Annotated in this window: 11 protein-coding genes; 7 read left to right on the top strand and 4 right to left on the bottom strand. The window is 65.7% G+C overall.

The features are described 5' to 3' along the window. Positions 1-5 precede the first annotated feature (5 nt). Positions 6-1,007 (bottom strand): ABC transporter permease, encoded by a 1,002-nt coding sequence (locus HV681_RS01430; protein WP_175121366.1) that lies wholly within the window; start codon positions 1,005-1,007, stop codon positions 6-8. A 260-nt stretch (positions 1,008-1,267) separates the two neighbouring features. Here HV681_RS01430 and HV681_RS01425 point away from each other — a divergent pair, with 260 nt between their 5' ends. Both HV681_RS01425 and HV681_RS01420 read left to right on the top strand, forming a co-directional pair. Further along, on the top strand, positions 1,268-2,860 hold the full coding sequence (locus HV681_RS01425; protein WP_254594856.1) for an ABC transporter substrate-binding protein: 1,593 nt from the start codon (positions 1,268-1,270) through the stop codon (positions 2,858-2,860). A gap of 13 nt (positions 2,861-2,873) precedes the next feature. Then, positions 2,874-4,391 carry an amidase gene (locus HV681_RS01420; RefSeq protein WP_175121365.1) on the top strand — a complete coding sequence of 506 codons (1,518 nt, stop codon included), beginning with the start codon at positions 2,874-2,876 and terminating at the stop codon, positions 4,389-4,391. 42 nt (positions 4,392-4,433) lie between these two features. On the opposite strand, the gene HV681_RS01415 is transcribed toward HV681_RS01420, so the two are convergent. Both HV681_RS01415 and HV681_RS01410 read right to left on the bottom strand, forming a co-directional pair. Next, positions 4,434-4,985: a sugar O-acetyltransferase gene (locus HV681_RS01415; RefSeq protein WP_175121364.1), complete on the bottom strand. Its 552-nt coding sequence runs from the start codon at positions 4,983-4,985 to the stop codon at positions 4,434-4,436. Positions 4,986-5,031: 46 nt separating this feature from the next. Next, a complete protein-coding gene (locus tag HV681_RS01410; RefSeq protein WP_175121363.1) occupies positions 5,032-6,174 on the bottom strand; it encodes a citrate/2-methylcitrate synthase in 1,143 nt (380 codons plus the stop codon). Between the two features lie 130 nt (positions 6,175-6,304). On the opposite strand from HV681_RS01410, the gene HV681_RS01405 reads away from it, so the two are divergent. The 4 genes from HV681_RS01405 (at position 6,305) to HV681_RS01390 (ending at position 9,866) form a co-directional block, all read left to right on the top strand. After that, complete coding sequence (locus HV681_RS01405; protein WP_175121362.1) at positions 6,305-7,258, top strand: 2-hydroxyacid dehydrogenase; 954 nt, start codon at positions 6,305-6,307, stop codon at positions 7,256-7,258. Between the two features lie 28 nt (positions 7,259-7,286). Then, complete coding sequence (locus tag HV681_RS01400; RefSeq protein ID WP_175121361.1) at positions 7,287-7,985, top strand: fumarylacetoacetate hydrolase family protein; 699 nt, start codon at positions 7,287-7,289, stop codon at positions 7,983-7,985. Positions 7,986-8,044: 59 nt separating this feature from the next. Next, complete coding sequence (locus tag HV681_RS01395; RefSeq protein ID WP_175121360.1) at positions 8,045-8,809, top strand: SDR family oxidoreductase; 765 nt, start codon at positions 8,045-8,047, stop codon at positions 8,807-8,809. A gap of 82 nt (positions 8,810-8,891) precedes the next feature. After that, positions 8,892-9,866, top strand: coding sequence for a Bug family tripartite tricarboxylate transporter substrate binding protein (locus tag HV681_RS01390; protein WP_175121359.1), 975 nt, complete (start codon positions 8,892-8,894; stop codon positions 9,864-9,866). 133 nt (positions 9,867-9,999) lie between these two features. On the opposite strand, the gene HV681_RS01385 is transcribed toward HV681_RS01390, so the two are convergent. Continuing rightward, positions 10,000-10,743: an IclR family transcriptional regulator gene (locus HV681_RS01385; RefSeq protein ID WP_254594855.1), complete on the bottom strand. Its 744-nt coding sequence runs from the start codon at positions 10,741-10,743 to the stop codon at positions 10,000-10,002. A gap of 82 nt (positions 10,744-10,825) precedes the next feature. Between HV681_RS01385 and HV681_RS01380 the strand changes: the two genes are divergently transcribed. Continuing rightward, positions 10,826-11,794, top strand: coding sequence for a Bug family tripartite tricarboxylate transporter substrate binding protein (locus HV681_RS01380; protein WP_175121358.1), 969 nt, complete (start codon positions 10,826-10,828; stop codon positions 11,792-11,794). Positions 11,795-11,800: the final 6 nt, after the last annotated feature.

Raw genomic sequence — 11,800 nt, 5'->3', positions numbered from 1 at the left:
CCGTTTCAGCGAACCTGGATTCGCGGGTCCAGCGCGGCCTGCAGCAAGTCCACCACCATGTTGACCACGATCACCAGCAAGGAGGAGCAGAACAGGATGCCCAACAGCACCGGATAGTCGCGCGCAAGAATAGATTCCAGCACCAAGCTGCCCAGGCCCGGCCAATTGAATACGGTCTCGATCACCGTCGCGCCGCCCAGCAACGCGCCGAAGTGCATGCCGATCAGCGTCGTGACCGGAATCAATGCATTGCGCAGCACATGGCGCACCGTGATGACCGCCGGCGACAAGCCTTTGGACCTGGCCGTGCGCACGAAATCCTGCTTGCTGACTTCCAGCATCGCTGCACGGGTCAGCCGCGAAAACACCGCTAGATAGAGACCTGCTGTCGTCAGCATCGGTAGCAGCAGATGCCGCGCCTTGTCGGCCACCGCGTCCCAACCCGACAGCCCCGCTCCGATGGTGTGGCTGCCACTGGTCGGCAGCCAACCTAGCGTGACCGCGAACAGCACGATCGCCATCAAGCCCAGCCAGAACGTCGGCGTGGAATACAACAGCAGGACCAGCACGGAGATCAGTTTGTCCTGCCAGCGCCCGGCGTACAGCGACATCAGCACGCCCAGCACCACGCCGGTTAACGTAGCCAGCAACAGCGCCGCCCCCATCAGCAGCAAGGTATTGCCGAGACGATCGAGAATGAGTGTGGTGACGGGCAGGTTGTGACGGGCCGACATGCCCAGATCGAAATGAGCGAGGTGCGACAGATAGTTGCTCAACCGCTCACCCATCGACAGATCCAGGCCGAAGTGGCGTTGCAGTTGCGCCAGGCTCTCGGCCGTGGCCCCGCCGGATTCCGCCGCCACGACGTCCGCGGCGTTGCCCGGCACCCATTCCAGCAACAGGAAGTTAAGAATGATGATGCCCAGCACGGTCGGAATGGCCTGGAGGGCATTCCTGCGAAACACGGCCAGCAGTCTGGACAGCTGGGCGCCGTTGAAGTTGCTCATGGCGATGCACAGGTTCGCAGCCGCCTGCCGCAAACATGTCTGTTGATTCCGAATAATCGTCAAGCTCGGCATTGTCGCGATCGGCTTGCAACGCTGGCAACGAAGAATATCGAATTAGCAAACGCGGCGGCCGACTATCGGGATAAGTAAATAAGACGCCAATCGTTGTTGTGCGTGGCAAAGCGGTTCAACATTTCGCCCTCTCAATTCTTCAAATATCGAGCGCCGGCGCAAGCGCGGCATTCGTAAAAAGGGCAGATATGCAGTCGAAGACAATGCGCCGGTTGGCGATGATGCTGGCGTGGATTCCCGCCGCGGCAAGCGTGGCGGTGCACGCGCAAAACGCACAGCAGCCGCAGCCTGGAGGCACGCTCACCTTCCTGATGGCGCAGGAACCCACCGCGCTGGTGTCGCTGGTCAATCCGAAGGTCGAGAACCGCAACATCAGCGCAAAGATCACGGAAGGTCTGCTGCGCTATGACCTGCAGTTCAAGCCGCAACCGCTCCTGGCCACCGAATGGAACATCACCGACGACGGCCTGCGTTACACGTTCAAGCTGCGCACCGGCGTCAAGTTTCACAACGGAACGGACTTCACCTCGGCCGACGTCAAATACTCGATCCTGAAGCAGCGCGAGATCGGCCCGCGCGGCCGAATCACGTTCGCCAACGTTCAGGATGTTGAAACCCCCGACCCGCACACGGCGATCATCGTGCTGAGCAAGCCTGCGCCCTATTTGCTGAAGGCGCTGTCGTCCGCGGAGACGCCCATCGTCTCGCAGCAGCGCTATGGCGCGGCGGATCCGCTGGTGCACGACAACAACAACCACCCGATCGGCACAGGTCCGTTCAGGTTCAAGGAATGGTCCAAGGGCAGCTATGTCGTGCTGGAAAAGAACCCCGATTACTGGCGCAAAGGGCATCCCTACCTCGACCGCGTGATCTATCGCTTCATCAAAAACACGGCATCGATATCGGCGGCCATCGAAACCGGCGAAGCCAACGCGGCGTTGAACGTGGCCGTGTCTGACCTGGATCGCCTGTCGGGCAACCCCAAGCTTGCTATCGACGACACCTACGACGAGTTCCTGAGCAACGTGTTGTTTCTGGAGTTCAACCTGGACAATCCGATCCTGGCGAATCCGAAGGTGCGTCACGCGCTGGCGCATGCCATCGACCGGAATTTCATTGCCAACACCGTCTACTACAAGCGCGCCCGCGTCGTGAATTCGCCGATTCCGTCCATTCTTGCCCAGTATTACGACGACAGCGCCTTCAACTATCCCGTTGACCTTGTGCGCGCCAACACCCTGCTCGATGAAGCCGGCTACGCGCGCAAGGGAAGTGATGGCCGCTTCTCCCTGCGCCTGGCGTTCATGCCGTCGGCCGACTTCAAGCGCACGTCCGAGTACATCCGCGCGGCGTTGAACCGCGTGGGCGTAAAGGTGGATATTGTCGATGGCGACCTGCCCACATTCATCAATCGGCTCTACAAGGAACGCAGTTTCGATCTGAGTGTGAATGGCCTGGGACGCCTGTTCGATCCCACGGTAGGCGTGCAGCGCTTTTACTGGTCCGACGGCATCAAGAATCCCTTGCCCTTCGTCAACGCGGCGCATTACAACAATCCGCGTGTGGACGACCTATTCCGCGCCGCCGCCGTCGAAACCGACGATACGCGCCGCGCCGCGACCTTCAAGGAGATCCAGGGCATCGTCGGCAAGGACCTTCCCACGCTTCCGCTGGTGACCGTGCCGTCAACCCTGCAGGTCTATCAGAAGCGTGTCCACAACCTGAACAACAGCGTGGACCTGACCGCCGGAGACTTTTCCGACACGTGGCTGGAACATTGAGAGGAGCCGAACCGTGAGCCAACAGCAACGCCCCTCTTTCGCCTACCTGGAAGCGCTGGCGTTCGCGCCTGCGCACGCGCAGGCGCGCGCCCTCGCAACGGGCGAGGTCACCGCCATCGAATTGCTGGACCATGTGCTTGCGCGCATCGACCGGTACAACCCCCAACTGAACGCGGTCATCGCACGCGACGATGAAGGAGCGCGCCAGGCCGCACGCGCGGCCGACGCCGCCCTGGCTCGCGGCGAGCGCAAGCCATTGCTGGGCGTGCCGATCACAGTGAAGGAAAACTTCCACGTCGCTGGCCTCGCGACGTGCGTGGGCAATCCTGACTACGCGCACAACGTCGATGCCGTCGACGCGCCGGCCGTCATCGCGCTGCGCGAAGCCGGCGCCGTGCTGATCGGCAAAACAAACGTTCCGCTCTCGCTTGCCGATCTGCAGACCTACAACGCGGTCTATGGCGTCACCCGCAATCCCTGGAATCTGCACCGCTCGCCAGGCGGTTCGTCAGGCGGGTCCGCCGCTGCCATCGCGGCCGGATTCGGCGCATTGGAGCTAGGCACTGACATTGGCGGGTCGATTCGCGTGCCAGCCCATTTCACGGGCGTCTTCGGCCACAAGCCGACATTCGGCCTGGTCTACAACGGCGGCACCGGCGCGCCCTCCGGCAAGCAGACGTTGCGCGATTTGACCGTGGCCGGGCCGCTGGCGCGCAGCGCCGAAGACCTTGAACTGGCGCTGCAACTGCTGCTTAACCGGGATCCCCTGGCAAGCAAGGCATGGCGGGCGACGTTGCCTGCCGCGCGGCACGACGACCTGCGCAAGTTCCGGGTGCTGCTGTTGACGGCCTGGCCCGGGCAGCCTCAGTCCCGGTCCGAACGACTGGTCGAAACGCGGCTGCGACAGGGATTGGAAGCCGCGGGCGTGACCGTGACGCTTCCTGAAGAGGCCGCTGGGTTGCTGCCCGATCTGAATGCCGCGCATGTCGTGTACCGCAGTCTGCTGGGCGCGTCGCTGCCACGGCCAACGGGTGCGGCGGCGCAGCCGGCTGACCCGGAAAGCGAAGAGACTGCCGAGACCGCATGGAAGCGCGGCCCGTATCTCTCACACGCGGAGTGGCTGCACAAGCACGAACAACGGCTGCGATTGCGCCAGCAATGGGAGGCATTCTTCGAGCACTTCGATGTGGTGCTGAGTCCGGTATTGCCGGCCACGGCCTTTGCGCACGACCATTCGGAACCCAAGGATGCGCGCAGGTTTCCGGTCGCGTTCGACGAGGGTGTGACGCAGCTTCGCTTTGCGGATCTGTTCAACTGGGCCGGCCTGCCGGTCCTGCCCGGCTTGCCGGCCACCAGCTTTCCGCTGGGCCTGCACGACGACAACCTGCCCATCGGCGCCCAGGCCGTCGGGCCTTATCTGGAAGACCTGACGCCCATCCGCTTCGCCGCCCTGTTCACGGCGCAGCAAGGGGGATTCCAGGCGCCGCCGGGTTTCGCTGACGACGCGCAGCCCGAACGCACAGGCGCCTAGACTGCGCGGGGTAATCCGGCGGGCAGCGGTTCGGCCAATTGCTTAGCCACGCACCCGCGCCGGATTCCCCACCACCTTCGCCCCTGCCGGCACGTCGCGCGTCACCACGCTACCCGCGCCGATGATGGCGTCATCCCCCACCGTGACCCCCGGCAGGATGATCGCGCCACCGCCGATCCACACCTGTTTGCCGATGTGCACGGGGCGCCCGAATTCCAGCATCGCGCGGCGTTGCTCGGGATCGTGCGGATGGTCAGCCGTGTAGATCTGCACGGCCGGGCCGATCTGCGTGCCGTCGCCGATCGTGACCTGCACGACGTCGAGGATCACGCAGTTGAAATTCATGAACACGTTCGCGCCCAGCGAGATGTTGTAGCCGTAGTCGCAATGAAACGGCGGGCGGATCAGTGCGCCCTCGCCCACGCTGGCAAGGCGCTCGCGCAGGAGCGCGTGCCATTGTTCGGGCGGCTCGCCCAGCAAGGCGTTGTACCGTTTCATCCAGGCGCTGGCGGCAAGCTGGTCCGCCTGGATCTCGTCGTCAGCGGCCGTGTAGAGCTCTCCTGCCAGCATTCTCTGCTTCTGCGTACGTGTCATGGCTGATCTCCTGTCCGGATCAGCCAGCATACCGAAGATTGCCGGACTAGGCCGCTTGCGGCACGACGCCCACATAGCGTCCGCGCGGCCGGATGACTTGCGCGACGCTGAGCTGCTCCAGGCAATGCGCCAGCAGGCCGATGCTGCGCGCCGTGGCAAACAGTCCGAAGGCCGCATCGTCCGGCAGCTTGCAGTGCGCCGACAGCGCGGCCAGCGCCACGTCGATGTTGGGATGCAGGCCGGTCAGTTGCGTGGCCTTGTCGATGAAGCGCGTGATGACCTCGGCCGGCTCAAACTGCGCCAGCAGCGCCGCCGCGCGCGGATCGCCATCGGGATACAGATGATGGCCGAAGCCCGCCAGCGGCAGGCCCGTGGACAGGTAGTGCGCGATGACCTGATCTTCGCCCTGACGCGCCACGTCGTCGAACAACGCGCGGACGCGGCCGGAGGCGTCGCCGTGCAACGGCCCGGACAAGGTGGTCAGTCCCGACAGCAGGCACGCCGGCAGCGACGCGCCGGTCGAGGCCGCAATGCGCGCGGCAAATGCCGAACTGGTCAGTTCGTGGTCGACGAGCAGGACCATGGCGGTGCGCAGCAACTCGGCGGCTTGCGGCGACAGCTTCCAGGCTTGCGCAAACCGCAGATGCAGCGGCCGCTTGCCGGGCTGCGCGCCAAACGCGTTGGCCAGTTGGCCGACCAGGCTCTGGCATTCGGTGTGGAGGACGCGCGTCATGCGGCCATGCGTGGAGTGCCCGGTGGCGGCCAGCGCCGCCAATGACGTGAACGCGGCGACCCGGCCCGGCGATGCCACGCGCGCGGTGCAAGAGAAGTCCGCCTGCTGGTCCGAATTCCACAGCAATTGCGCGGCCTCTTCCAGGCTGGCCGAACCGGCCAGCGTGACCGCGTCCTGTCCGCGGTAGTACAGGCGTTGGCGATGAAAGGTGGAGATAGCCGTGGGGATGCTGGGCTCGGCGCCGAACAGCGTGTTGGTGGCCAGGGTTTCGTGCTTGCGACCCGCCTGCTTGCGCTTGGCCAGCCCCGCGACGTCTTCGGCGCGGTAAAGACTGCGGCGCGTGTCGGCCGGGTCGGGCATGACCTCCAGCTTGCCGCGGCTGACGTAGGCGTAGATGGTCTGCGGCCGCACGCCAAGCTGGCTGCACGCTTCGGCCATTGAAATCCAGGTACCCATGATCTTCTGTAGCAAAGTTTATATGTTGATTTTATAGATCAATATTGCTTTACAAATCAATCATTAAATACCATGGAATCCATATTCAACGCGGACCCCCAGCCGGTCCCCCCACCAGAGCCGAACCGACATGAAGCCTCAGGTCCTGCAACTCAATCCCATCCTGATCCCGGCGGTCAACGACGAGCTTGCCTCGCTGTACCAGGTGCACAAGTTCTTCGAGATCTCCGATCAGGCGGCCTGGCTGCGCGAGCACGGCGCTCGCATCGAAGCCGTTATCACCGGCGGCCACACCGGCATCTCGCGCGAGATGCTGGAACAGCTGCCCGGCGTGAAGGTGGTGGCGGTCAATGGCGTGGGCACCGACGCGGTGGACCTGGCGTACTGCCGCGGCCGCGGCCTGCCGGTCACCGCCACGCTGGGCGCGTTGACCGAAGATGTCGCCGACCTGGCGATCGGCCTGCTGATCGCAGCCTGCCGCAACCTCTGCGCGGGCGACCGCTTCGTGCGGGAAGGCCTGTGGGAGCAGTTTCCGTCGCCCAGCGCCATTCCGCTGGCGCGCCGCTTCAGCGGCATGCGCGTGGGCATCGTGGGCATGGGCCGCGTGGGCCGCGCCGTCGCTACCCGGGCGGCGGCCTTTGGCTGCCAGATCCGCTACACCGACCTGCGCGCCATGGACGACGTGCCGCATGAATTCGTGCCGGACCTGGTCGCGCTGGCCCGGGCGTCCGACGCGCTGGTGCTCTGCGCCGCCGCCGACAAGGCCGAGGGCATCGTCAATGCCGCCGTACTGGACGCGCTGGGCCCGCAGGGCTTCCTGGTCAACGTGGCGCGCGGCCGGCTGGTCAATGAGGCCGACCTGACCGAGGCGCTGGTCGCCGGCCGCATCGCGGGCGCGGGACTGGACGTCTTTGTGGATGAGCCCCGCGTGCCGCAGGCGCTGCGCCAGTCGGATCGCACCACGCTGCAGGCGCACCGCGCCAGCGCCACGTGGGAGACGCGGGCGGCAATGGCCCAGATGGTGCTGGACAGCATTGCGCAGGCGCTGGCCGGCGAGCGCCCGGCGTTGAGCCTGACGACCTGAGCCGCAAGGCACATCCTCGACGACTGCCATGACCGACCTCGTCTTTCCCGCCCTTGCACCAACCACGTTGCCGATCGCCGGCAGCGCGGCCCGTTTTCCCGTCGCGCGCGTGTTCTGCATCGGCCGCAACTATCGCTGGCTGCCCGACGAAGCGCGTCCGGCCGAGATGCCGGCGTGGTTCATGAAGCCCGCCAGCGCCGTGTTCCCGGCCGCCGGCGCGCTGCCCTATCCCGCGGACACGGCGGACTACTGCCATGAGATCGAGCTGGTCGTGGCGATTGGCCGCGGCGGCAAGGACATCGCTGCAGATGACGTCGAAGCCCGCCATATTTGGGGTTACGCCGCGGGGCTGGACATGACGCGACGCGATCTGCAGCAACAGGCCAAGCGCGCGGGCGGTCCGTGGGAGCCCGCCAAGGCCTTCGATCATTCCGCGCCGTGCACCGCCATCGTGCCTGCTGACGCCTGCGGCCATCCCCGCGAAGGCGCGTTGTGGCTGTCCGTGAACGGAGAAGACCGCCAGCGCGCCGACGTATCCGGCCTGCTGTGGTCCGTACCCGAGCTGGTGGCGATGCTGTCGCGATCCGTGACCCTGGCGCCCGGCGACCTCGTCTTTACCGGCACGCCCGCCGGCGTCGCTCCCTTGGGCCCTGGCGATGTCGTCAGCGCGGGCGTGGCCGGCATCGGGGACCTGACCATGACCGTTGCCGCGCCCCGCGCCGCCTGACGCCGCGCGCCGATTCTTTCAACATCAATAACCATCCAATCCGCCCGAGGAGCCATCCCTTGAACGACAGCACCACCCAGAAAATTGCCCTGGTCACCGGCGCAGGCAGCGGCGTCGGCCGCGTCACCGCCATCGCCTTGCTGAACGACGGCTGGACCGTCGTGCTGGCCGGCCGCCGCGCCGATCCCTTGCAGTCGCTGCAAGCCGAGGCTGCCGCGCGCGGTCAGACCGCGCTGGCCGTGCCCACTGACGTCACCAGCCCGGAAAGCGTCGAAGCGCTGTTCAACACCATCGAAAGCCGATTCGGCCGGCTGGACCTGCTGTTCAACAACGCGGGCGTCAACGCGCCCGCCGTGCCGATGGACGAACTGCCGCTGGAAAAGTGGTTCAACGCCATCAACACCAATGTGACGGGCGTCTATCTGTGCGCGCGCGCCGCCTTCGGGCTGATGCGCCGCCAGACGCCGCAGGGCGGCCGCATCATCAATAACGGTTCCATCTCCGCGCACACGCCGCGCCCCTTTACCGCGCCGTACACCGCCAGCAAGCACGCGGTCACCGGCCTGACCAAGTCGCTGGCGCTGGACGGCCGCGCCTACAACATCGTGGCGGGACAGATCGACATCGGCAATGCGATGACGGAACTGTCCGAGCGCATGACGCGCGGCGTGCTGCAGGCCAATGGCACGGTCGCGCCCGAACCCATGATGGACGCCGTCCACGTCGCGAAAGCGGTGCGCCACATGGCGTCGCTGCCCCTGGACGCCAACGTCCTGACCATGACCGTCATGGCCAGCGCCATGCCCTTTGCGGGGCGCGGCTAAGGCCTTATCCGCGCCCCGGGGTGCAGCACACCCGGGGCGCCCCACAGAGTTGACTGAAGTTGACCACCCCGAGGAGACAAGCATGACCTTCAACACGCTGGCCAAGACCCTGGCCTTTTCGGCAGTCCTTGCCGCCGTGCCCGGCCTGGCCGCGGCGCAGAACTACCCCACCCGCCCCATCAGCATCATCGTGCCGGCCCCGCCGGGCGGCGGCATCGACATGATTGCGCGCGTCGTCGGCGAAAAGCTTTCGCAATCGCTGGGCCAGCCCGTCATCGTCGACAATCGGCCGGGCGCCTCCAACAACCTGGGCACCGCACTGCTCGCCAACGCCAAGCCCGACGGCTACACCATCGGCATCGTGGGCGGCAGCCACAACATCAACAAATACCTGTTCAAGAACCTGGGCTGGGACCCGCAGAAGAGTTTCGAGCCCATCATCTACACGCATGAAATTCCGCTGGTGTTCTCGGTCTATCCGAAGATCCCGCCCAAGACGCTGCCGGAATTGGTGGACTGGATGAAGGCGCATCCCGACGACGCCAAAGTCGCCACGTCGGGCCGAGGCAGCGCGCAGGAAATGGCCGCCGAGATGTTCCGCATGGTCAGCGGCGCGCCCATGCTGCTGATCCCGTATAAGGGTTCGTCCGCCGCGCACCCTGACCTGCTGGCCGGCCGCACGGTGCTGTACATCGATACGCTGAGCGCGATGCAGGAACAGGTCAAGGCCGGCAACGTGCGCGCCGTCGCGGTGTCGACCGCCAATCGCACCAAGGCCCTGCCCGACGTGCCGACCGCGCAGGAGCAAGGCCTGAAGGGCTACGACGCCAACACCAACGGCGGCTTCCTGGCGCCGGCGGGCACGCCGAAGGAGATCATCGCCAAGCTCAACACCGAGATCAACGCGGTCCTCAAGCAACCCGCCGTGCGCGCCAAGCTGGAAGCCGCGGGCATCGAGGTCCAGGGCGGCACGCCGCAGGAGTACGCGGCGGTGATCCAGTCGGACCTGGACAAGTGGGGCAAGGTGGTGAAAGAGGCGAAGATCGAGGCGGAGTGATGTTCGCCACGCATACAAACGGGCGCGGCTAGGCCATCGCCCTTTGCGCGCGCAGGGACGCGGTCCGATGGAGCCCGGATCGCGTCCTTTCTTTTTTTGTTTTTGAGGCTGGCGCAGAAAGCCTTCGCACGAACTACGCCGTCCGCCGCAATCCCATCAGCGACCGCGACAGCCGGCTCGCCGCCGCAAGCACCGGCTCCTTGAGATCAAGCAGCACGCTTTCGGTCAGGCGCGAGATCGGCCCCGAGATGCAGATGGCGCCCTGCAGTGTCCAGTTGATGCCGTAGACCGGCGCCGAAATGCTGGAGACCTCCGCATCGCGCTCGCCGAGCGAAATCATGTAGCCCGCGCGGCGCACGGATTCATAGGGTTCGCCCGGTTCGCCGGCAAACGCCAGCAGCACACGCCCCGGACTGCCCAGCTCAAGCGGCAGCGCCGCCCCCACCCGCACGTGATGCCGGATGGACTTGGGGCCTTCGACCCGCGCCATGCAGATGCGCTGCTTGCCTTCGCGCACATAGAACGTGGCGCTTTCACCCGTAGCAGCCGACAGCTCACGCAGCACCGGCTGCACCACTTCCGCAATGTTGAACGTGGCCTGGTAGCAGGCGCCCAGCCAACCGGCCGCGCGCGCCAGGCGCCATGTGCCGTCCTCCCGTTGCGCCAGGTAGTCGTCCATGGCCAGGGTGCGCGCCAGACGCAACACGGTTGAGCGATGGCAGCCGGTCCGCCGGCTGAGCTCCGCCAGCGACAGGTGCGTGTCGTCCACGCCGAACGCGGCAAGGATGCTCATTGCGCGGCGCACCGCCACCACGCCTTCTTCGGCTGGGGTTTCGTCCGGATCGGGGTTCAGCCCATCGTTCATGGTACGCAACATGTTCCGCTATACGAACCTGCATTGTATTGAGTGGAACACGGATTCACAATGCCTTCACCAAAACAACTATTCGGAGACAACGATGAAGCAGATCGCGCGCGTGCTGTCGGGCCTGGCCCTGGTGTGCATGACCAGCCTGAGCGCCGCTCAGGACTATCCCAACAAGCCCATCCGCCTGATCGTTCCCTTCCCGCCAGGCGGCGGCACCGACGTGCTGGCCCGGGAGGCGGCGATAAAGGTCGGCGCCAACACCGGTTGGAACATCGTCACGGAGAACCGGCCGGGCTCGGGCGGCAACATCGGGGTCGACACGGTCGCCAAGGCGGCGCCGGACGGTTACACGCTGGTGCTGGGCCAGACCAGCAACCTGGCGATCAACCCGACGCTCTACGCCAAGCTGCCTTACGACCCCGAAAAGGATCTCTCCGCCATCGGTCTGGTCGCGGACGCCCCGCTGGTGATCGTCGTGCCGGCGACCTCGCCGCTCAAGTCCTTCGAGGACATGATTGCCGCCGCCAAAGCCAAACCGGGCGCGTTGAACTTCGCAAGTTCGGGCAACGGGACCGTGGCGCATCTGGCGGCCGTGCAGTTGCAGAACGCCGCCGGCATCAAGCTCACCCACATTCCGTACAAGGGCGCGGCGCAGGCCTCCAATGACCTGATCGGCGGCCAGATCGACATGTACCTGTCGTCGGTGCCCACGCTGATCGGCCACGTGCGCAACGGCAAGATGCGGGCGCTGGCGGTGACGTCGTCGCAACGCGTGCCTGACATGCCCGACGTGCCCACCGTCGCCGAGCGCGGCTTTCCCGGCTTCGAGGCGGTGACCTGGTTCGGACTGGCCGCGCCCGCCGGCACGCCGGCCGACATCGTGCAGCGCCTGAACGCCGAGTTCAACAAGGCGCTGCAGGCCAAGGACCTGAGCTTGAAGTACCAGGAGCAAGGCGCGCGAGTGCTGACCAGTTCTCCGGAAGCGTTCGCCAAGCTGATCCACGACGACCGCATCCGCTGGGGCAAGATCGTCAAGGACTCGGGCGCGAAGGTCGAGTGATCCGCC

Origin of the sequence: Achromobacter animicus (genome assembly GCF_902859585.1) — a bacterium.
Classification (GTDB): Bacteria; Pseudomonadota; Gammaproteobacteria; order Burkholderiales; family Burkholderiaceae_B; genus Achromobacter; species Achromobacter animicus.
This window is presented reverse-complemented; position numbering and strand designations above follow the sequence as displayed.

What these genes read in the sequence shown, in the direction of transcription:
- HV681_RS01390 (WP_175121359.1), top strand. Translation starts at nt 8,892, where the DNA reads ATGACCTTCAACACGCTGGCCAAGACCCTGGCCTTTTCGGCAGTCCTT.
- HV681_RS01430 (WP_175121366.1), bottom strand. Translation starts at nt 1,007, where the DNA reads ATGAGCAACTTCAACGGCGCCCAGCTGTCCAGACTGCTGGCCGTGTTT.
- HV681_RS01415 (WP_175121364.1), bottom strand. Translation starts at nt 4,985, where the DNA reads ATGACACGTACGCAGAAGCAGAGAATGCTGGCAGGAGAGCTCTACACG.
- HV681_RS01410 (WP_175121363.1), bottom strand. Translation starts at nt 6,174, where the DNA reads ATGGGTACCTGGATTTCAATGGCCGAAGCGTGCAGCCAGCTTGGCGTG.
- HV681_RS01380 (WP_175121358.1), top strand. Translation starts at nt 10,826, where the DNA reads ATGAAGCAGATCGCGCGCGTGCTGTCGGGCCTGGCCCTGGTGTGCATG.
- HV681_RS01385 (WP_254594855.1), bottom strand. Translation starts at nt 10,743, where the DNA reads ATGTTGCGTACCATGAACGATGGGCTGAACCCCGATCCGGACGAAACC.
- HV681_RS01405 (WP_175121362.1), top strand. Translation starts at nt 6,305, where the DNA reads ATGAAGCCTCAGGTCCTGCAACTCAATCCCATCCTGATCCCGGCGGTC.
- HV681_RS01425 (WP_254594856.1), top strand. Translation starts at nt 1,268, where the DNA reads ATGCAGTCGAAGACAATGCGCCGGTTGGCGATGATGCTGGCGTGGATT.
- HV681_RS01400 (WP_175121361.1), top strand. Translation starts at nt 7,287, where the DNA reads ATGACCGACCTCGTCTTTCCCGCCCTTGCACCAACCACGTTGCCGATC.